Genomic DNA, 21485 nt, shown 5'->3' with positions numbered 1-21485 from the left:
AGGAGAGGGGTTAGCGTAAGCGAAGCTCTGAACTGAAGCCCCAGTAAACGGCGGCCGTAACTATAACGGTCCTAAGGTAGCGAAATTCCTTGTCGGGTAAGTTCCGACCCGCACGAAAGGTGTAACGATTTGGGCACTGTCTCAACCAGAGACTCGGTGAAATTATAGTACCTGTGAAGATGCAGGTTACCCGCGACAGGACGGAAAGACCCCGTGGAGCTTTACTGTAGCCTGATATTGAATTTTGGTACAGTTTGTACAGGATAGGCGGGAGCCATTGAAACCGGAGCGCTAGCTTCGGTGGAGGCGCTGGTGGGATACCGCCCTGACTGTATTGAAATTCTAACCTACGGGTCTTATCGACCCGGGAGACAGTGTCAGGTGGGCAGTTTGACTGGGGCGGTCGCCTCCTAAAGTGTAACGGAGGCGCCCAAAGGTTCCCTCAGAATGGTTGGAAATCATTCGTAGAGTGCAAAGGCATAAGGGAGCTTGACTGCGAGACCTACAAGTCGAGCAGGGACGAAAGTCGGGCTTAGTGATCCGGTGGTTCCGCATGGAAGGGCCATCGCTCAACGGATAAAAGCTACCCCGGGGATAACAGGCTTATCTCCCCCAAGAGTCCACATCGACGGGGAGGTTTGGCACCTCGATGTCGGCTCATCGCATCCTGGGGCTGTAGTCGGTCCCAAGGGTTGGGCTGTTCGCCCATTAAAGCGGTACGCGAGCTGGGTTCAGAACGTCGTGAGACAGTTCGGTCCCTATCCGTCGTGGGCGTAGGAAATTTGAGAGGAGCTGTCCTTAGTACGAGAGGACCGGGATGGACGCACCGCTGGTGTACCAGTTGTTCTGCCAAGGGCATAGCTGGGTAGCTATGTGCGGAAGGGATAAGTGCTGAAAGCATCTAAGCATGAAGCCCCCCTCAAGATGAGATTTCCCATAGCGTAAGCTAGTAAGATCCCTGAAAGATGATCAGGTTGATAGGTTCGAGGTGGAAGCATGGTGACATGTGGAGCTGACGAATACTAATAGATCGAGGACTTAACCATATAATATGTAGCAATGTTATCTAGTTTTGAAGGAATATGCCTTCATAGTTTGGTGATGATGGCAGAGAGGTCACACCCGTTCCCATACCGAACACGGAAGTTAAGCTCTCTAGCGCCGATGGTAGTTGGGACCTTGTCCCTGTGAGAGTAGGACGTCGCCAAGCAACTAAACACGAGTCAAATGACTCGTGTTTTTTCGTGTTTTCTTTTATAATCCATAGTAATTAAAAAATGTGTTTAAATAATTATTATTTTGATTAAATACAGGGGAATGTGGCTAGGATAGTGAATAAGCAAAAGAGTTGCAAATTTTATTAATACGTATATAATTAAAGTCAAAGATAGTCAAAGTCAATAAAGGTGGCGGATAAATGAGAAATATATCTGATATCATTGAGCAATATCTAAAGCAAGTTATTGACTTAAGTAATAATAATGTGATTGAAATCAAAAGAAATGAGATTGCGGATCGATTCGAGTGCGTACCATCTCAAATCAATTATGTAATCAATACCCGTTTTACGATAGAAAGAGGATTTGTAGTAGAAAGTAAACGTGGTGGAGGAGGTTACATTCGCATTATAAAAGTCAAACTGCATGACGATATAGACATGATTGATCAAATGCTTCATATGATTGATCATAGCGTTGCGCAAGGGAATGCAGAGAGTATGATTATACGTTTAATAGAAGAGGGAATCATAACAAATCGTGAAGCTAAACTTATGTTAAGTGTACTAGATCGTTCTGTATTATCAATGGATGTTCCTTCTCGAGATGAACTTAGGGCTCGAATATTATGCGCAATGTTAAGAACACTGAAATATAAATAAATATAGCTTTTGTAAAAGAATAATAACTAAGAGATAAGGCAGTTAAATATTGTAGAGGTTTTGAAAAAAGAACACGCACTTTTATTTAAACAAGTAAAGGAAAGTGAACAATCTAGTAATGTATGAAAATTACTATCAGATAGATCGTTCCTATTGTAAAGGTGGGGATAGTGATGACTTGTCAAAACTGTAATATAAGACCAGCAACTTTACATTATACAAAAGTAATCAACGAAAAGAAGACGGAAGTTCATCTTTGTGAGCAATGTGCAGAACAAAGTGGCTATACGTCTTTCTTTCAATCACCGCAGTCTAACTTTTCATTCCATGATTTATTTGCTGGGTTATTACACGGTGAATCAACAATGTTTGAAGAAGGACAAAACGGGCTTTCGAATACAAGTATATTAAGGTGTCCAGATTGTAAGATGACATATGAGCAATTTACAAAGGTGGGACGGTTTGGATGTGCTTCTTGTTACGATACATTTAAGGAACATTTAAAGCCATTATTAAAACGTCTGCACGGCGGACATACAGATCATTGTGGAAAAATTCCGGAACGTATAGAAGGAAATCTTCACTTAAAGAAAGAATTAGATGAACTAAAACTCATTCTGAAACAATACGTACAGAAAGAGGAGTTTGAGAAAGCTGCTGAAGTAAGGGATAATATTCGAGGTCTTGAAAATCAGCTTAGTGAGCATAGAGAGGGGGAATAGTTCTATGTCACTGGACAAAATTATGAATGAAGCGATTAGTCCATGGATGAAGGGGGATGGCCCTGATTCTGATATTGTTTTAAGTAGTCGAATTCGTTTGGCTCGTAATTTTAAAAAATATCAATTCTCTACTATGCAAAACGAAGAAGAAGCTAGACAGATTCATGAATTATTTAAAAAGGAATTTATAAATAAAACGGTAGAACCTTTTGGAGAGTTTGAACTATTAAAAATGAATGAATTAACGCCTCTTCAAAGGAGAGTATTAGTTGAAAAGCATTTAATTAGTCCTAACCTTGCAGGAACAGAATATGGAGCATGTCTATTATCAGAAAGCGAACATATTAGTGTTATGCTTAATGAAGAAGACCACATTAGGATACAGTGCTTATTTTCAGGGTTACAGTTATCAGAGGCTATTCAAAGTGCCAATCAAATAGATAATTGGATAGAGGAAGAGGTTGAATATGCTTTTGATGAATCACTTGGATATATAACGAGCTGCCCTACTAACGTTGGTACAGGATTGAGGGCTTCCGTAATGATTCACTTACCGGGACTCGTTTTAACGAAAAGAATTAGCCGCATTATACAAGTAATTCAAAAATTAGGGTTAGTAGTAAGAGGAATATATGGTGAAGGTAGCGAAGCGTTAGGTAATATATTTCAAGTGTCAAATCAAATGACGCTAGGAAAATCTGAAGAAGATATTATTGCAGATTTAAAAAGTGTCATTCAACAAATCATACAGCAAGAAAAAATGGCTAGAGAATTAATTGTACAAAATTCAAGTATTGAGCTTGAAGATAAGGTTTATCGCTCTTATGGCATACTAGCAAACAGTCGGTTAATTCAATCTGCAGAAGCGGCCACTTGCTTATCAGATGTACGACTTGGTATTGATTTAGGATATATAAAAGGTGTATCGAGAAATATTTTGACTGAGCTAATGGTTCTTACACAACCAGGCATTTTACAACAATATGCAGGCGGACCTTTAGGACCAGAAGAAAGAGATTATCGAAGAGCAACCTTAATCCGTGAGCGATTACGTATTGAAAAAAACTAAGCGCAAGTAGGAGGCGATTTCTATGATGTTTGGAAGATTTACAGAAAGAGCACAGAAAGTATTAGCTTTATCTCAAGAGGAAGCAATTCGTATTGGGCATAATAATATTGGAACAGAACACATTTTACTTGGGCTTGTACGCGAAGGGGAAGGAATTGCAGCAAAAGCGTTAATTGCTCTTGGATTAAGTCCAGAGAAGGTTCAAAAAGAGGTAGAAGCGTTAATTGGACGCGGAACAGAAGCTTCTCAAACTGTACATTATACACCGCGTGCTAAAAAGGTTATTGAGTTGTCTATGGATGAAGCTCGTAAATTAGGTCATTCTTACGTTGGAACAGAACATATCTTACTTGGTTTAATCCGTGAAGGTGAAGGTGTAGCAGCACGTGTTTTAAATAACTTAGGTGTTAGCCTAAATAAGGCAAGACAACAAGTATTGCAACTCCTTGGAAGTAATGAAGCAAGTTCAGGTCACCAAGGTGGTTCTTCAACGAATGCAAATACACCGACACTGGATAGCTTAGCACGTGATTTAACAGTTGTTGCACGTGAAAATCGTCTAGATCCTGTTATCGGTCGTGGTAAAGAAATTCAACGTGTAATTGAAGTTTTAAGCCGTAGAACAAAAAACAATCCTGTATTAATTGGAGAACCTGGTGTAGGTAAAACGGCAATTGCAGAAGGATTAGCACAACAAATTGTAAATAATGAAGTTCCTGAAACATTAAGAGATAAGCGTGTTATGACACTAGATATGGGGACAGTTGTAGCTGGAACGAAATATCGTGGTGAATTTGAAGATCGTTTAAAGAAAGTTATGGATGAAATCCGTCAAGCTGGAAACATTATTCTATTTATTGATGAACTTCATACATTAATTGGTGCAGGTGGAGCAGAAGGTGCAATTGATGCATCTAACATTTTAAAACCATCTTTAGCACGCGGAGAGTTACAATGTATTGGGGCGACAACCTTAGATGAATATCGTAAATATATTGAAAAAGACGCGGCTTTAGAAAGACGTTTCCAACCAATTCACGTTGATGAGCCAAGTTTAGACGAATCAACTCAAATATTGAAAGGTTTGCGTGATCGTTACGAAGCGCATCACCGTGTATCTATTACAGATGATGCAATTGATGCAGCTGTAAAGCTTTCAGACCGCTATATTACAGATCGTTTCTTACCAGATAAAGCAATTGATTTAATTGATGAAGCTGCTTCAAAGGTTCGCTTACGCTCTTATACAACACCACCAAATCTAAAAGAGCTTGAAGTAAAACTTGAGGAAATTAGAAAAGAAAAAGATGCAGCTGTGCAAAGTCAAGAATTTGAAAAAGCTGCTTCCTTACGTGATATGGAACAACGCTTACGTGAAAAGTTAGAAGATACGAAGCGTCAATGGAAAGAGCAACAAGGAAAAGAAAACTCAGAAGTGACAGTAGAAGATATTGCAAATGTCGTTTCTACGTGGACTCGTATACCGGTTTCTAAACTTGCACAAACAGAGACTGATAAATTATTAAACTTAGAATCCATTCTTCACAACCGTGTTATTGGTCAAGATGAAGCGGTAGTAGCTGTAGCGAAAGCTGTTCGTCGTGCTAGAGCAGGATTGAAAGATCCAAAACGTCCGATTGGTTCATTTATTTTCTTAGGACCAACAGGTGTAGGTAAAACAGAACTAGCAAGAGCATTAGCAGAATCTATGTTCGGTGATGAGGATGCAATGATTCGCATCGATATGTCTGAGTACATGGAGAAGCATTCGACTTCTCGTTTAGTTGGATCTCCTCCAGGATATGTTGGATATGAAGAAGGTGGACAATTAACAGAAAAGGTTCGCCGTAAGCCATATTCAGTTGTCCTATTAGATGAAGTAGAGAAAGCTCATCCTGATGTGTTTAACATTTTACTACAAGTATTAGAAGATGGTCGCTTAACGGATTCTAAAGGGCGTACAGTTGATTTCCGTAATACAATTGTTATTATGACATCTAACGTTGGTGCAGATGCGTTAAAACGTAATAAACATCTTGGATTTAACGTACAAGATGAGAGCCGCGATTATTCAGATATGAAAGGTAAAGTAATGGATGAACTGAAAAAGGCATTTCGTCCAGAATTCTTAAACCGTATTGATGAAATTATCGTGTTCCATATGCTTGAGAAAAAACATATTCAAGAGATTGTAACACTTATGGTGAATCAGTTAGTGAAGCGCTTAAAAGAGCAAGAGATTGAATTGCATTTAACAGAAGGAGCGATTTCAGCCATTGCTGATAAAGGATTTGACCGAGAATACGGTGCTCGTCCGCTTCGTAGAGCAATTCAGAAACATGTAGAAGATAGACTATCGGAAGAACTTTTAAAAGGTGCTATTGAGAAAGGACAAAAAGTTATCTTTGATGTTGAAGGGGAATCATTTGTCATTCATAGTGCTGAAAAGGTAAAATAAGTATAGACAAACTAAGAGGGCTACGAGATAGCCCTCTTTCTTGTACGAGAAGGATAAACTGTTTATAGATGAAAGTGAAGTGAAATATAAAACGATATGGCTAAAAAGAAAACAAAATTCACATGTCAAGAGTGTGGTTATCAGTCACCAAAATATATGGGGAAGTGCCCTGGTTGTGGTCAATGGAATACGCTTGTTGAAGAGATGGAACCGGTTGTATCATCAAGACGCCTTAATTATGCCAATGCAATTCAATCGGAAGTAACAAAACCAAGACGCCTAACAGAAGTAGAAACAAAATCTGAGGCACGTATTGAAACGAAATTCCAAGAGTTTAACCGTGTACTTGGTGGTGGGATTGTAGATGGATCCTTAGTACTTATTGGTGGAGACCCTGGGATTGGGAAATCAACATTGTTATTACAAATTTCATCGCAATTAGCAGATTCTTCATATGATGTACTATACATATCAGGTGAGGAGTCAGCAAAGCAGATTAAACTTCGTGCAGATCGTTTGCATGTAAAGGGTAGTAATCTATTTGTTGTAGCAGAAACTGATCTACAGCGAATTGCAGCGCACATTGAAGAAATGAATCCAGCTTTTGTTGTTATTGACTCTATTCAAACGATACATTTACCTGAAGTGACGTCAGCCCCAGGAAGTGTAGCGCAAGTACGTGAATGTACAGCGGAATTAATGAAACTTGCAAAAACGAAAGGAATTCCTATTTTTATCGTCGGACATGTAACAAAAGAGGGGGCAATTGCAGGACCTCGTATGTTAGAACATATGGTCGATGCAGTTCTTTACTTTGAAGGAGATCGTCATCATACATATCGTATTTTGCGAGCTGTGAAGAATCGTTTTGGCTCCACGAATGAAATGGGTATTTTTGAAATGAAAGAGCTCGGTCTTGCGGAAGTCTTAAACCCTTCTGAAATTTTTCTTGAGGAAAGACCCGTTGGAGTCGCAGGATCAACAGTAGTTGCCTCAATGGAAGGAACAAGACCGGTTTTAGTAGAAATACAAGCATTAATATCCCCTACTAGTTTTGGAAACCCTCGAAGAATGGCGACGGGAATTGATCATAACCGTGTATCGCTTATTATGGCAGTGCTAGAAAAAAGAACAGGTTTATTATTGCAAAACCAAGACGCATATTTAAAAGTAGCAGGTGGTTTGAAATTAGATGAACCAGCAATTGATTTAGCTGTGGCTTTAAGTATTGCTTCAAGTTTTAGAGATAAATCTACGACACCAACTGATGCAGTAATAGGAGAAGTAGGATTAACTGGAGAAATAAGAAGAGTATCAAGAATTGAACAACGTGTACAAGAAGCAGCTAAATTAGGATTTCAACGTGCTATTATTCCTAGAAAAAATTTGGGAGGATGGACAATTCCGGATGGGATTGAGGTAGTAGGTGTATCTAATTTAGGGGAAGCGCTTCGTTTGACATTAGGAGGCTAGGCTATGGAAGAAAACAAGCAACGTGTCAAAAGTATGATTAATATTTTACAGCTCGTGGCCCCAGGAACACCACTGCGCGAAGGGATAGATAATGTGCTTCGCGCACAAACAGGGGGACTAATTGTTCTTGGATATAATGAACAAATTAAAAGTATTGTTGATGGGGGATTTCACATTAATTGTGCATTCTCTCCTGCTAGTTTATACGAATTAGCAAAAATGGATGGGGCACTTATTTTAAATGAAACTGGAAGTAAAATTTTAATTGCAAATGCACAGTTAGTTCCAGAGGCATCTATTGATTCTATTGAAACAGGTATGCGCCACCGGACGGCAGAGCGTGTAGCAAAGCAGACAGGTAGTCTCGTTGTGGCTATTTCACAAAGACGTAACGTAATTACACTATATCAAGGGAATTTACGTTATACACTAAAGGATATAGGTGTTATTTTAACAAAGGCAAACCAAGCTATTCAAACGTTAGAAAAATATAAGGCTGTATGGAATGATGGTATTACGAATTTGGGCATTCTAGAATTTGAAGAAGTCGTTACAATGTCCGAGGTGGTTCATGTGTTACATAGTGTTGAAATGGTACTGCGGATTAAAAATGAAATATTGAGCTATATTCATGAGTTAGGAACGGAAGGTAGGTTAATTCGTTTACAACTTACAGAACTACTAGCTGATTTAGAGGCAGAGGCAGCGTTATTAATTAAAGATTATTATCAAGAAAAAACACAAGACCATCATCAAATTTTGAAAAAGTTACAAGATCTTGCGAATACACAACTTCTAGAGGATAGCGATTTAGTTAAATTGCTTGGCTATCCAGGACAAATGAGTTTAGAAGAAAGTGTGACGCCGAGAGGATACCGAATCACAAGCAAAATTTCGCGCGTTCCGCCACTTATCATTGAAAATTTAATTAATCGATTTAAGACTTTGCAAGGTGTTTGTCGAGCAACTATTAATGAATTGGATGATGTGGAAGGAATTGGAGAAGTAAGGGCGAAGAAAATACGAGAAGGCTTAAAAAGAATCCAAGAGCATCTCTATATGAGTAGACACAATTAAGAATATTACATTGATTCCATAATATAACGACACTAGAACATTTTTGGTATAAGATATGGTATATTGGTAAATAAAACTATTTATAAAAAAACACGTCCGCTTTTGCATTCGGCGTTTTGATTAGCGAAACAATGGTTAATAATGAGTAGGAGGTGGTTGGATGTTAAAACGGATTGTACAGCTCTTCTTTCTAGTAATTGGCGGAGCGTTAGGGATTTACTTAATCCCAAAAGTTATTAATGTATTAGACATCGGTGCCGTTCCTTTATTGGAAGGATCGTATGTTCGTGCAATTATTGGTGCAATTATTTTATTTTTAACAACATTTTGGCTTGTAGATTATATTGTTCAACTTATTAAGCATATTGAAGAGGCTCTTGTAAAGGCGCCTGTAGCGGATGTTTTATTTGGTACATTAGGGTTAATCTCTGGTCTTATTGTTGCATATTTAATTTTAATACCAATTCGTGAATTTACAATTCCAGTTATTAGCACAGTGTTGCAAGTGTTCTTTACTCTTTTACTTGGATATTTAGGATTCCAAGTAGGGTTTAAAAAGAGGAATGAATTGCTAGGATTATTTACATTACCACAACGTGGGAAGAAGAAAAATAATAATAGTGAGAATGAAGAAACTGAGGTAGAAGAATCTACAACTCATTGGAAAATTCTCGATACGAGTGTAATTATCGATGGGCGTATTGCTGATATTTGCCAAACAAAGTTTTTAGAAGGAACAATTGTGATTCCACAATTCGTGCTAGAAGAACTTCAGCACATTGCCGATTCTTCTGATGCTTTAAAGCGTAATCGTGGTCGCAGAGGATTAGATATTTTAAATCGTATTCAAAAAGAGATGCCGATTCCGGTAGAAATTTATGAAGGCGATTTCGATGATATTCAAGAAGTGGATAGCAAACTTGTAAAGTTGGCGAAAATCACTGGTGGAACGGTAGTAACGAATGATTTCAATTTAAACAAAGTTTCTGAATTACAAGGGGTAACGGTGTTAAATATTAACGATTTAGCTAATGCAATTAAACCTGTTGTACTCCCAGGTGAAGAACTGAGTGTTTATGTTGTCAAAGATGGAAAAGAACAAAATCAAGGTGTTGCATATTTAGATGATGGCACGATGATTGTAGTAGAAGATGGTCGAGAATATGTAGGTTCACAACTCAATGTGCTTGTTACTAGTGTGTTACAAACATCGGCTGGGCGTATGATTTTCGCCAAACGTAAATTATTAGAAAAAGCATTATAAGTAGAGGATTATTAATATGTATACATTAATTATTCCAGCAGCTGGTCAAGGGAAGCGGATGGGTGCTGGTAAAAATAAGTTGTTCTTACTTATTAATGAAGTACCGATTATTGTGCATACGTTACGTGCTTTTGAAAAAGATAAAGCGTGCAAAAGTATTATTATGGCAATTAACGAAGAAGAACGTCCGTATTTTGAAGAATTAATGCAGAAGTATCCAATTGAAAAGCCAGTACAATTTATTCAGGGCGGAGCCGAAAGACAAGATAGTGTATATAACGCCATTCAGCATACTAGTGATGTTGAGTATGTTCTTGTACATGACGGCGCGCGTCCATTTGTAACGAACAAAGTGATTCAAGATGTATTAACTGCAGCGGAAAAATATGGAGCGTCCATTTGTGCGGTACCAGTGAAAGATACAGTTAAGAAAGTAGAGCAGGGTATCGTTGTCGAAACGGTAGAAAGATCTCAGCTCAAAGCTGTACAAACACCACAAGGGTTCGCTGTTTCTCTTTTGTTAGAAGCTCATAGAAGTGCAAAACAGGGTTGTTTCCTTGGTACAGATGATGCAAGCCTCGTAGAACGTATCGGGAAGCAAGTAGGTGTAGTAGAGGGGAGTTACTATAATATTAAAGTGACGACTCCAGAGGATTTATTAATTGCTGAAAGTTTCCTTCATGTTCAAAAGAAATGAAAGTGATGATTATAGCGAAAAAAAGCTCGGCAACAGCCGGGCTTTTCTTTATAAGGATAGCGATATAATATAGAATCATAAAGCTCTGTAGTTTAGCTTGAGGAGGATGTAAAAAATGTTTCGAATTGGACAAGGTTTTGATGTGCATGAGTTTGCGGAAGGTAGACCGTTAATTATTGGTGGAATTACAATTCCTCATGAGAAAGGATTAATTGGTCATTCAGATGCAGACGTATTGTTACATACGATTGCGGATGCATGTTTAGGTGCAATTGCAGCTGGGGATATTGGAAAGCATTTCCCTGATACAGATCCTGCTTTTAAAGATGCTGATTCAGCTGTATTGCTGCAAAAGGTTTGGGAATTTGTACGTGAACAAGGTTACGAGTTAGGGAATCTAGATTGTACAATTATTGCTCAAAAGCCAAAGATGGCACCGCATATTGAAAGTATGCGTAAACGTATTAGTGAACTATTAGAAACGTCTATTGACAATATCAATGTAAAAGCAACAACAACAGAAAAATTAGGATTTACAGGTAGAGAAGAAGGAATTGCTTCTCAAGCAGTTGTTTTATTACAGAAAAAATAATGGTTTTTAATTCGTAAGATGGATAATCACATTTTTTTGGTGTACAATTATAGAATGTGTTGACATTAAGAATGGAAGGTGTACCAATTATGGAAAAGCAAGTGAGAGTGCGCTATGCGCCAAGTCCAACAGGACACTTACATATCGGAAATGCGCGTACGGCATTATTTAATTATTTATTTGCTCGTCATCAAGATGGTAAGTTTATTATTCGTATTGAAGATACTGATGTGAAACGTAATGTTGCTGGTGGAGAAGAAAGCCAATTAAAATACTTGAAATGGCTCGGTATGGACTGGGATGAAGGTGTTGATGTTGGTGGTGAATTTGGACCATATCGTCAAACAGAGCGTTTAGATATTTATAAAAAATTATATGAAGATTTATTAGAACGCGGTTTAGCTTACAAATGTTATATGACAGAAGAAGAGCTAGAAGCAGAGCGTGAAGGACAAATCTCTCGTGGTGAAACACCGCGTTATGCTGGAAACCACCGTGATTTAACTGAGGAGCAAATGAAGGGATTTGAGGCTGAAGGCCGCATTCCGAGTATTCGTTTCCGTGTACCGGTTGATCGCGACTACACGTTTAAAGATATTGTAAAAGATGAAGTTGCATTCCATTCAAATGATTTCGGTGATTTCGTTATCGTGAAAAAAGATGGAATTCCAACTTATAACTTTGCGGTAGCGGTAGATGATCACTTAATGGAGATTACACATGTACTTCGTGGTGATGATCATATTTCAAATACGCCAAAACAAATGATGATTTACGAAGCTTTCGGTTGGGATATTCCGCAATTTGGTCATATGACTTTAATTGTAAACGAAAGCCGTAAAAAGTTAAGTAAGCGTGATGAATCTATTATTCAATTTATTGAGCAATATAAAGAGCTTGGATATCTTCCAGAAGCGATCTTTAACTTTATTGCACTACTAGGTTGGTCGCCAGTAGGAGAAGAAGAAATCTTCTCTCAAGAAGAATTTATCAAAATGTTCGATGCAGCTCGTTTATCAAAATCACCTGCATTATTTGATTCTCAAAAACTAAAATGGATGAACAACCAATATATGAAAAAGCAAGATTTAGATACGGTGGTAGAATTAAGCTTACCGCATCTAGTGAAAGCTGGACGTATAGGTGAAACTTTAAGCGAACAAGAACAAGCTTGGATTCGTGATGTAATTGCGTTATATCATGAACAAATGAGTTTTGGAGCTGAAATTGTAGAGCTTTCTGAAATGTTCTTCAAAGATCATGTTGATTATGAAGAAGAAGGACAAGAAGTATTAAAAGGTGAACAAGTACCAGAAGTACTTCGTGCATTTGCGGGTCAAGTAGAAGCACTAGAAGCGATGGAACCAGCAGCAATTAAGGCGGCTATTAAAGCAGTGCAAAAGGAAACAGGTCATAAAGGTAAAAACTTATTTATGCCAATCCGTGTTGCAACTACTGGTCAAACACATGGCCCAGAGCTTCCTAATGCTATTGCACTTCTTGGAAAAGAAAAAGTTTTAAATCGTCTTCAAAAAGTAATTGGTTAACATTTTCTAGATTTAGAAATATAATAAGTATACTTAAAACCTAATAAGGAAAAGCGACGAGAAGGAGAAGTAGAAAATCAGGCTTTTTACAGAGAGAACCACCTTTAGGCTGGAAGTGGTTTATAAGCGGATTTTTGAAATGCCCCTTCGAGTCTTCTGCTGAACAGCGAATTGTTTTGTGAAACGTCTTAGGGCGTAAAGTAAGCAGAAGCGGTGTACACCGTTATCATAGATGAGTTTGAGGCTTTCTTTAGCCTAAACAGAGTGGAACCGCGCTTATAAGGCGTCTCTGTCAATATGACAGAGGCGTCTTTTTTATACCGTAAAAATGGGTGTGAGTATAAGTTTTATCCCCGTGTATAAAGATTTAGGGGGATAAGTAGGGAGTTAGTTCACTCGAAAAAGCAGCCCATAAAGGGGAGGGAGCGTCGATGTTTAAGAGGCTTCGGGAAGATATTGAAGTCGTTTTTGAACAGGATCCAGCGGCAAGAAGTTATTTCGAAGTCATTTTGACTTACTCTGGATTACATGCAGTTTGGGCCCATCGAATTGCACATGCTTTTTATAAAAAGAATTTCTTCTTTATTGCACGTTGGATCTCACAAGTTAGTCGTTTTTTTACCGGTATTGAGATTCATCCAGGAGCAACAATTGGTCGTCGTTTTTTCATAGACCATGGAATGGGGGTTGTAATTGGAGAAACGTGCGAGATTGGTGATAATGTAACGATCTATCAAGGTGTTACATTAGGTGGTACGGGTAAAGAAAAGGGGAAGAGGCACCCTACAATTCAGGATAATGTATTAATTGCAACAGGTGCTAAAGTACTAGGTTCTATTACAGTTGGAGAGAATTCTAAAATTGGAGCAGGGTCTGTCGTATTAAAAGAAGTGCCTGCACATTCTACAGTTGTAGGTATACCTGGCCGAGTCGTTATTCAAAATGGAGTAAAGATCGGTCAAGAATTAAATCATTCTGACCTTCCAGACCCAATTTTTGATAAGTTAAAGGTCATGGAAGTAGAACTTGATAAATTGAAAAAACAACTTGAAGTAAAGGTAGAAAGGAAGGATAAAAATGACTATTCACATTTATAATACGTTAACGCGTCAAAAGGAAGAGTTTACTCCATTAGAAGAAAATAAGGTAAAGATGTATGTGTGTGGACCTACAGTTTATAACTATATTCACATTGGGAATTCAAGACCACCTATGGTATTTGATACGGTACGCCGTTATTTAGAATATAAAGGGTATGATGTGCAGTATGTATCTAACTTTACTGACGTAGATGATAAATTAATTAAAGCAGCAAATGAATTAGGTGAAGATGTGCCGACAATTGCTGACCGTTTCGTTGAAGCGTATTTTGAAGATGTAACGGCACTAGGTTGCAAACATGCAACAGTTCATCCGCGTGTAACGGAAAATATGGATATCATTATTGAATTTATTCAAGAACTTGTGAATAAAGGATATGCATATGAATCAGAAGGTGATGTGTACTTTAGAACGAAGGAATTTGAAGGATACGGTAAATTATCGCATCAACCAATCGCCGACTTACGTCACGGTGCACGCATTGAAGTAGGAGAAAAGAAACAAGATCCTCTTGATTTTGCTCTATGGAAAGCTGCGAAAGAAGGAGAAATCTTCTGGGAAAGCCCTTGGGGGAAAGGTCGTCCAGGCTGGCATATTGAATGCTCAGCAATGGCGCGTAAATACTTAGGAGATACAATCGATATTCATGCTGGTGGTCAAGACTTGGCATTTCCTCATCATGAGAATGAAATTGCGCAGTCTGAGGCATTAACAGGAAAAACATTTGCACGTTATTGGATGCACAATGGATATATTAATATTAATAATGAGAAGATGTCTAAGTCACTGGGGAACTTCATTTTAGTTCACGATATCATTAAGCAATATGATCCACAGCTAATTAGATTCTTTATGCTATCGGTACATTACCGTCACCCAATTAATTTCAGTGAAGATTTACTACAAAGTACAAATAACGGACTGGAAAGAATTAAAACGGCTTACGGTAATTTAAAACACCGTATGGAAAGTAGTACTGATTTAACAGATCATAATGAGAAATGGTTAGCGGAACTGGAAAAATTCCAGACTGCATTTGAAGAAGCAATGAATGATGACTTCAACACTGCTAATGCAATCACTGAGTTATATAATGTAGCAAATCATGCAAATCAATATTTACTGGAAGAACATACGTCTACAGTTGTAATTGAAGCATACGTAAAACAACTTGAAACATTATTTGATATTTTAGGGTTAGAATTAGCGCAAGAAGAGTTGCTTGATGAAGAAATTGAGGTACTTATTCAAAAGCGCATTGAAGCTCGTAAAAATCGTGATTTTGCGTTATCGGATCAAATTCGCGATGATTTAAAAGACCGTAATATTATTTTAGAAGATACCGCTCAAGGTACAAGATGGAAAAGAGGATAAGAATGATTGATGCAAAGCAATTAAACAGCTTAGCGTTAGCATATATGGGTGATGCGGTATATGAACAATATATCCGCTATCACCTACTTCAAAAAGGGAAAGTTCGTCCTAATCAATTGCATCGATTAGGGACAAGCTTTGTTTCGGCAAAAGCGCAGGCGAAAGTGGTTTATCATTTATTAGAGACAGCATTTTTAACAGAGGAAGAAGAGGCGGTACTAAGAAGAGGGCGTAATGCAAATTCAGGTACTGTCCCGAAAAATACTGATGTACAAACATATCGATATAGTACAGCCTTTGAAGCGCTAATTGGCTATCATCACTTATTAAATAATCGTGAAAGATTAGACGAAATTGTATATAAGGCAATTGCTGTTTTAGAAGAAAAGGAAGGGGGCACATCATCATGAGTAGTGAATATATTATCGGACGTAACCCTGTAATTGAAGCGTTACGCTCAGGAAGAGATATTAATAAAATTTGGATCGCGGAAGGTGCTGCCAAAGGACAAATACAAATTGTACTAGCACTAGCGAAAGAAAATAAGATTATTTTACAACATGCACCAAAGAAGAAGTTAGACCAGTTAGTTGAGGGGAACCATCAAGGTGTAATTGCTCAAGTGGCTGCATATCAATATGCTGAGCTAGAAGATCTATTTAAAGTGGCAGAGAAGCGTAACGAAGATCCGTTCTTCTTAATTTTAGATGAAATCGAAGACCCGCATAACCTAGGTTCTATTATGCGTACTGCGGATGCAACAGGAGCTCATGGAATTATTATTCCGAAAAGAAGAGCTGTGGGACTTACTGCATCAGTTGCGAAAGCATCGACTGGAGCAATTGAATATATTCCTGTTGCACGTGTAACGAATTTATCTCGTACAATCGATGAATTAAAAGAACGTGGACTTTGGATTGCTGGTACAGATGCAAAAGGGAAAACGGATTACCGTAATTTAGATGGTAAAATGCCAATTGGATTAGTAATTGGAAGTGAAGGAAAAGGTATGAGTCGTATTATTGGTGAAAAATGTGATTTCTTAATTACTTTACCGATGGTCGGTAAAGTTACATCCTTAAATGCTTCAGTAGCCGCAAGTTTGTTAATGTATGAGGTATATCGTAAGCGTCACGAAATTGGTAAATAAAAAATGAACGATATTTTAATCGTTGACGGTTACAACATTATCGGAGCTTGGGGAGACTTGAAGAAACTACGGGATGTAGATTTGCAATCATCAAGAGATGCACTGATTGATAAGATGGCGGATTACCAAGGATACACAGGTACAAAGGTAATGATAGTTTTTGATGCTTATACAGTCCAAGGTATTGAAAAAAAGATGAAACAATCGCGTGTGGAAGTCATATTCACGAGGAAGAATCAAACTGCAGATGAAAAGATAGAGCAGCTTGCGATTGAGCTTAGAAATATAAATACGCAAATATATGTTGCGACTTCTGATTATACGGAACAATGGGTTATATTTGCGCAAGGTGCTCTTCGGAAATCTGCACGTGAATTGGAGTTGGAAGTACAAGCGATGGAGCAACAAGTAAGAAGGCGTACACAAGACACAAAAGAAAAGCAACCCGCCATGCGAAAGATATTTAGTAAAGATATTACAGAAAAATTAGAAAAATTAAGAAGAGGAGAGCGTTGAAGCATTGACGCTCTTTATCTTTTTACTGTATAATATTGCTAAATAAATAGCGGTCGGAGGGATCAAGGTGGAAGCAGGCTTCGTAAGTGTAGGCGACGTTACATTTCGTGATTTAGAGGATGAGGCAATCGTTGAGTTAGTTCGAAAAGGTAATACTGACGCTCTAGAATATTTGATTCACAAATATAAGAACTTTGTTCGCGCGAAATCGAGATCTTATTTCTTAGTGGGTGCCGATCGAGAAGATATTGTTCAAGAAGGTATGATTGGATTGTTTAAAGCGATTCGTGATTATAAAGAGGACAAGCTGTCTTCATTCAAAGCATTTGCTGAACTGTGTATCACTCGGCAAATTATTACCGCTATTAAAACAGCAACAAGGCAAAAACATATTCCGTTAAATTCATATGTGTCTTTAGATAAGCCGATTTATGATGAGGAATCTGATCGGACATTATTAGATGTTATTTCGGAAGCGAAGGTAACGGATCCTGAAGAAATGATTATAAGTCAGGAAGAATATACAGACATAGAATCTAAAATATCTGAATTATTAAGCGATTTAGAAAGAAAAGTGCTTTCTTTATATCTAGATGGTCGTTCTTATCAAGAGATTTCGGAACAGTTAAATAGACATGTGAAATCTATTGATAACGCTTTACAGAGGGTGAAGCGGAAATTGGAACGATATATGGAAATGAGAGAGAGTACTACTTTAAATTCATAACAAATGCTACAGGTGTAAAAAATCACCTGTTTTCTTTTTGTAGAGAGTGCAAAAGGCATGTCATTGACATTGTCTTTTGTTGTATGATACATTTTTAGGGACATAATGTTACAAGGTTGGTGTAACTAATGAGGAAAAAAGTTGTACTCTCATGTGAAGAGTGTAAAAATCGAAACTACTCTACGATGAAAGATACGAGCTCAGTAGAGCGACTTGAAATAAAGAAGTTTTGTAAAACATGCAATCAGCATACAGTTCACAAGGAAACAAAATAAATAATTGAAATAATACACTGGAGGTCCCGTAGATGCGTTTAACGAACTTTTTCGGCGATGTAGGTCGCGAAATGAAAAAAGTAAGTTGGCCTAAAAAAGATGAATTACTCCGTTCAACAGCGACTGTTATCGCTACAGTTGTCTTCTTTGCGATTTTCTTCGCAGTGGTTGATATGGGCATTTCTTCTTTAATTCGGTTAATTCTTGGTTAATTCTTGAATAAGAAGCACTTATCCATGATATAATGTTATTTATAAGAACTGTGTAAAGGCCCGGTGAACGGGTTTTTTCATTTGCGCAAAAAAATGTACGTCAGGGAGGGAAGGACGCTCGTCCTAAATGAATGGAAAAAAGTTGGTATGTTGTCCATACTTATTCTGGATATGAAAATAAAGTAAAAGCAAACCTAGAGAAACGTGTAGAATCAATGGGTATGCAAGATAAAATTTTCCGTGTTGTTGTCCCGGAAGAAGTAGAAGTAGAAATGAAAAACGGTAAAGAAAAATTAATGAAAAGAAAAGTGTTCCCAGGTTATGTATTAGTAGAATTAATCATGACTGATGACTCTTGGTATGTTGTACGTAACACGCCGGGTGTAACTGGGTTCGTTGGTTCTTCTGGTTCTGGATCTAAACCATCACCTCTATTAGAAGAGGAAGTGGTTACCATTATGAAGCATATGGGAATGGACAACGAAGTGGTTGATTTCGACTTTGAACTTCATGAGACAGTGCGTGTAAATGAGGGGCCATTCGCAGATTATACAGGTGCTATTGAAGAAATTGATGTGGAGAAGAAAAAGGTTAGCGTGCTTGTGGACATGTTTGGTCGCGAGACTCCAGTTGAGCTTGACTTCCATCAAATTGAAAAATTATAAAATGAAACTTGAAATGAATTGTAAAAAGTGATAATATCTTTTAAGTCAGTACGTCTTCGTTATCGGAGACGTTTTTTGAAAGATTTTATCCTTACAGATAAAATATGACGTGGGAGGGCAAATCACTGTCCAATTGACCACATCACGGACTTAAGGAGGTGTGTCTCGTGGCTAAAAAGGTAATTAAAATGGTAAAGCTTCAAATTCCTGCAGGTAAAGCTAACCCAGCTCCACCAGTTGGTCCAGCATTAGGACAAGCAGGTGTTAACATCATGGGCTTCTGTAAAGAGTTTAACGCTCGTACAGCTGATCAAGCTGGTCTTATCATCCCTGTTGAAATTACGGTATTTGAGGACCGTTCATTCACTTTCATTACTAAAACTCCTCCTGCTGCTGTTCTTCTTAAGAAAGTAGCTGGTATTGAGTCTGGTTCTGGTGAACCAAACCGTAATAAAGTGGCAACTGTTAAGCGTGATAAAGTACGCGAAATCGCTGAAACTAAAATGCCTGACCTAAACGCTGCTAGTGTAGAAGCTGCAATGCGTATGGTTGAAGGTACTGCACGCAGTATGGGCATCGTTATCGAAGACTAATTCGATTTGTTTTTTTAAAAAGGTTGCGGGTCTGGAATTCCAATTCGCAACCTTTATTATCGTAAATGATTATCGTTTTTAAATAAATGGATGGCGCGCATCCTCAGGTTATACCTGAAAATAAGCGTAAACGTGGGAGGTTATTCCGCTAAAACCACATTCGAGGAGGAAATAAAAATGGCTAAAAGAGGTAAAAAGTACGTAGAAGCTGCAAAGCTTGTTGATCGTGCAACTGCTTACTCTGCAACAGAAGCAGTAGAATTAGTAAAGAAAACAAACACAGCTAAATTTGATGCGACTGTAGAAGTTGCATTCCGTTTAGGTGTTGACCCTAAGAAAGCTGACCAACAAATCCGTGGTGCAGTTGTTCTTCCACACGGTACTGGTAAAGTACAACGTGTATTAGTATTCGCTAAAGGTGAAAAGGCTAAAGAAGCTGAAGCTGCTGGAGCTGACTTCGTAGGCGATGCTGATTACATCGGTAAAATCCAACAAGGTTGGTTCGATTTCGATGTAGTAGTAGCAACTCCTGACATGATGGGTGAAGTTGGTAAACTTGGTCGCGTATTAGGACCTAAAGGTTTAATGCCAAACCCTAAAACTGGAACAGTTACTTTCGATGTAACTAAAGCTGTTAACGAAATCAAAGCTGGTAAAGTTGAATACCGCGTTGATAAAGCTGGTAACATCCACGTTCCAATCGGTAAAGTATCTTTCGAAGATGCTAAATTAGTAGAAAACTTCGGAACAATTGCTGACACTTTACAAAAAGTTAAGCCAGCTGCTGCAAAAGGTACTTACATGAAGAACGTAACAGTTGCTTCTACAATGGGACCTGGCGTACGTGTAGACGTTTCTACATTAGCGTAAAATTTGGAAGTTGACTTCATAAAGAAGTTTTTATATAATCATTTATGTTGTGAATTTAATTAGTGTACCGTAGACAGTAGGTGTCAATAGACTTAATTTCCTACCTAGGTGTTAATATACGAAACGGAATTTTTTTCTGTGACTATATGCCTCCATGTCTATAAGTTGGGCATGGAGGTTTTTAGTGCACTTTCGGTACATCTTCTATATAATCTACAGGAGGTGTAATAACATGAGCAAAGTAATCGAAACTAAACAACAAGTTGTAACTGAAATCGCGGACAAACTTCGCGAAAGTAAATCTACAATCGTTGTTGACTACCGTGGTTTAACAGTTTCTGAAGTAACAGAATTACGTAAAAACTTACGTGAAGCTGGCGTTGAGTTCAAAGTTTACAAAAACTCTTTAACTCGTCGTGCTGCAGAGTCTGCTGAAATGGCTGAGTTAAACGAATTCTTAACAGGACCAAACGCAATCGCGTTCAGTAACGAGGATGTAGTTGCTCCTGCGAAAGTATTAAACGACTTCGCTACAAAACATGAAGCTTTAGAAATTAAAGCTGGTGTAATCGAAGGTAAACTTGTAACACTTGATGAGGTTAAAGCTATCGCTACTCTTCCATCACGTGAAGGCTTACTTTCTATGCTTCTTAGCGTTCTTCAAGCTCCAATCCGTAACCTTGCACTTGCTACTAAAGCAGTTGCAGAACAAAAGGAAGAGCAAGGCGCTTAATTTTTTAAAAGATAATTACTTGTTATCTATAAAACAATACAAACCTATTTAAGGGAGGATATTTACAATGACTAAAGAACAAATCATTGAAGCAGTTAAATCTATGACTGTATTAGAACTTAACGACTTAGTAAAAGCTATCGAGGAAGAATTCGGCGTAACTGCTGCTGCTCCTGTAGCTGTAGCTGGTGGCGCTGGTGAAGCTGCTGCTGAGAAAACTGAATTTGACGTAGTACTTGCAAGTGCTGGCGCTCAAAAAATCAAAGTTATCAAAGCTGTACGTGAAATCACTGGTCTTGGCTTAAAAGAAGCTAAAGAATTAGTTGACAACACTCCAAAAGCAATCAAAGAAGGCGTTTCTAAAGAGGAAGCTGAAGAAATGAAAGCTAAACTTGAAGAAGTTGGCGCTGCTGTAGAAGTTAAGTAATTAACTTTTGATGCTTTAAAAAAAGCTCGCTCTCATGCGAGCTTTTTTTTTAACTGTAAAGAAA

General features: G+C 38.0%; 23 protein-coding genes, 2 rRNA genes and 2 other annotated features. All 25 genes read left to right on the top strand.

Going from position 1 to position 21485, the window contains the following annotated elements; genetic code table 11:
• Positions 1-1046, top strand: a 23S ribosomal RNA gene (locus tag JDS99_RS22190); the annotation flags it as partial.
• Positions 1047-1094: 48 nt separating this feature from the next.
• Positions 1095-1210: ribosomal RNA gene (gene rrf, locus JDS99_RS22185) — 5S ribosomal RNA — on the top strand.
• A 207-nt stretch (positions 1211-1417) separates the two neighbouring features.
• Positions 1418-1879, top strand: a complete 462-nt coding sequence (ctsR, locus tag JDS99_RS22180) for a transcriptional regulator CtsR (RefSeq protein ID WP_001244556.1) — start codon at positions 1418-1420, stop codon at positions 1877-1879.
• A 173-nt stretch (positions 1880-2052) separates the two neighbouring features.
• Complete coding sequence (locus tag JDS99_RS22175; protein ID WP_000128404.1) at positions 2053-2601, top strand: protein-arginine kinase activator protein McsA; 549 nt, start codon at positions 2053-2055, stop codon at positions 2599-2601.
• 4 nt (positions 2602-2605) lie between these two features.
• Entirely contained in the window at positions 2606-3670 is a 1065-nt protein-coding gene (locus JDS99_RS22170; RefSeq protein ID WP_087983928.1) for a protein-arginine kinase McsB, read from the top strand.
• 22 nt (positions 3671-3692) lie between these two features.
• Positions 3693-6128 carry an ATP-dependent protease ATP-binding subunit ClpC gene (clpC, locus tag JDS99_RS22165; RefSeq protein ID WP_000971181.1) on the top strand — a complete coding sequence of 812 codons (2436 nt, stop codon included), beginning with the start codon at positions 3693-3695 and terminating at the stop codon, positions 6126-6128.
• Between the two features lie 96 nt (positions 6129-6224).
• A complete protein-coding gene (gene radA / locus JDS99_RS22160; RefSeq protein ID WP_001085205.1) occupies positions 6225-7601 on the top strand; it encodes a DNA repair protein RadA in 1377 nt (458 codons plus the stop codon).
• Positions 7602-7604: 3 nt separating this feature from the next.
• On the top strand, positions 7605-8678 hold the full coding sequence (gene disA / locus JDS99_RS22155) for a DNA integrity scanning diadenylate cyclase DisA (protein ID WP_000392165.1): 1074 nt from the start codon (positions 7605-7607) through the stop codon (positions 8676-8678).
• Positions 8679-8838: 160 nt separating this feature from the next.
• A complete protein-coding gene (locus JDS99_RS22150; protein ID WP_000919686.1) occupies positions 8839-9942 on the top strand; it encodes a PIN/TRAM domain-containing protein in 1104 nt (367 codons plus the stop codon).
• 16 nt (positions 9943-9958) lie between these two features.
• Entirely contained in the window at positions 9959-10639 is a 681-nt protein-coding gene (ispD, locus tag JDS99_RS22145) for a 2-C-methyl-D-erythritol 4-phosphate cytidylyltransferase (RefSeq protein ID WP_048562648.1), read from the top strand.
• 115 nt (positions 10640-10754) lie between these two features.
• Positions 10755-11231, top strand: a complete 477-nt coding sequence (ispF, locus tag JDS99_RS22140) for a 2-C-methyl-D-erythritol 2,4-cyclodiphosphate synthase (RefSeq protein ID WP_000488386.1) — start codon at positions 10755-10757, stop codon at positions 11229-11231.
• An 89-nt stretch (positions 11232-11320) separates the two neighbouring features.
• The gene (gene gltX / locus JDS99_RS22135; protein ID WP_088061476.1) at positions 11321-12778 is read left to right on the top strand and encodes a glutamate--tRNA ligase; all 1458 of its coding nucleotides are present in this window, start codon (positions 11321-11323) and stop codon (positions 12776-12778) included.
• Positions 12779-12825: 47 nt separating this feature from the next.
• Positions 12826-13072: a binding site (T-box leader), on the top strand.
• Positions 13073-13209: 137 nt separating this feature from the next.
• Positions 13210-13875 carry a serine O-acetyltransferase gene (gene cysE, locus JDS99_RS22130; protein WP_000476500.1) on the top strand — a complete coding sequence of 222 codons (666 nt, stop codon included), beginning with the start codon at positions 13210-13212 and terminating at the stop codon, positions 13873-13875.
• A complete protein-coding gene (cysS, locus tag JDS99_RS22125) occupies positions 13856-15253 on the top strand; it encodes a cysteine--tRNA ligase (RefSeq protein WP_199695713.1) in 1398 nt (465 codons plus the stop codon). The genes cysE and cysS overlap by 20 nt, the downstream gene beginning before the upstream one ends.
• Before the next feature lie 2 nt (positions 15254-15255).
• The gene (locus tag JDS99_RS22120; protein ID WP_000564263.1) at positions 15256-15663 is read left to right on the top strand and encodes a Mini-ribonuclease 3; all 408 of its coding nucleotides are present in this window, start codon (positions 15256-15258) and stop codon (positions 15661-15663) included.
• Positions 15660-16403 (top strand): 23S rRNA (guanosine(2251)-2'-O)-methyltransferase RlmB, encoded by a 744-nt coding sequence (gene rlmB / locus JDS99_RS22115; RefSeq protein ID WP_000093757.1) that lies wholly within the window; start codon positions 15660-15662, stop codon positions 16401-16403. Before JDS99_RS22120 ends, rlmB begins: the two co-directional genes overlap by 4 nt.
• 3 nt (positions 16404-16406) lie before the next feature.
• Positions 16407-16919 carry an NYN domain-containing protein gene (locus JDS99_RS22110; protein WP_000997888.1) on the top strand — a complete coding sequence of 171 codons (513 nt, stop codon included), beginning with the start codon at positions 16407-16409 and terminating at the stop codon, positions 16917-16919.
• A 67-nt stretch (positions 16920-16986) separates the two neighbouring features.
• Positions 16987-17646: an RNA polymerase factor sigma-70 gene (locus JDS99_RS22105; protein WP_000387198.1), complete on the top strand. Its 660-nt coding sequence runs from the start codon at positions 16987-16989 to the stop codon at positions 17644-17646.
• Between the two features lie 128 nt (positions 17647-17774).
• Positions 17775-17921 carry a 50S ribosomal protein L33 gene (gene rpmG / locus JDS99_RS22100; protein ID WP_002070160.1) on the top strand — a complete coding sequence of 49 codons (147 nt, stop codon included), beginning with the start codon at positions 17775-17777 and terminating at the stop codon, positions 17919-17921.
• 32 nt (positions 17922-17953) lie between these two features.
• The gene (gene secE, locus JDS99_RS22095; RefSeq protein WP_001241321.1) at positions 17954-18133 is read left to right on the top strand and encodes a preprotein translocase subunit SecE; all 180 of its coding nucleotides are present in this window, start codon (positions 17954-17956) and stop codon (positions 18131-18133) included.
• A 131-nt stretch (positions 18134-18264) separates the two neighbouring features.
• Positions 18265-18798 carry a transcription termination/antitermination protein NusG gene (gene nusG / locus JDS99_RS22090; RefSeq protein WP_000415794.1) on the top strand — a complete coding sequence of 178 codons (534 nt, stop codon included), beginning with the start codon at positions 18265-18267 and terminating at the stop codon, positions 18796-18798.
• Positions 18799-18965: 167 nt separating this feature from the next.
• Positions 18966-19391, top strand: coding sequence for a 50S ribosomal protein L11 (rplK, locus tag JDS99_RS22085; protein ID WP_001085872.1), 426 nt, complete (start codon positions 18966-18968; stop codon positions 19389-19391).
• A gap of 177 nt (positions 19392-19568) precedes the next feature.
• Positions 19569-20261 (top strand): 50S ribosomal protein L1, encoded by a 693-nt coding sequence (gene rplA, locus JDS99_RS22080; RefSeq protein ID WP_002096939.1) that lies wholly within the window; start codon positions 19569-19571, stop codon positions 20259-20261.
• Positions 20262-20310: 49 nt separating this feature from the next.
• Positions 20311-20454, top strand: a sequence feature (ribosomal protein L10 leader region).
• Between the two features lie 39 nt (positions 20455-20493).
• The gene (gene rplJ, locus JDS99_RS22075) at positions 20494-20994 is read left to right on the top strand and encodes a 50S ribosomal protein L10 (protein ID WP_000048721.1); all 501 of its coding nucleotides are present in this window, start codon (positions 20494-20496) and stop codon (positions 20992-20994) included.
• A 67-nt stretch (positions 20995-21061) separates the two neighbouring features.
• On the top strand, positions 21062-21421 hold the full coding sequence (gene rplL, locus JDS99_RS22070) for a 50S ribosomal protein L7/L12 (protein WP_000159737.1): 360 nt from the start codon (positions 21062-21064) through the stop codon (positions 21419-21421).
• Positions 21422-21485 lie beyond the last annotated feature (64 nt).

The organism is Bacillus cereus group sp. N6, from assembly GCF_016483705.1.
GTDB classification, from domain to species: domain Bacteria; phylum Bacillota; class Bacilli; order Bacillales; family Bacillaceae_G; genus Bacillus_A; species Bacillus_A wiedmannii.
Note: the sequence above shows the minus strand (reverse complement) of the source record. Positions and strands in the feature narration are given on the sequence as shown.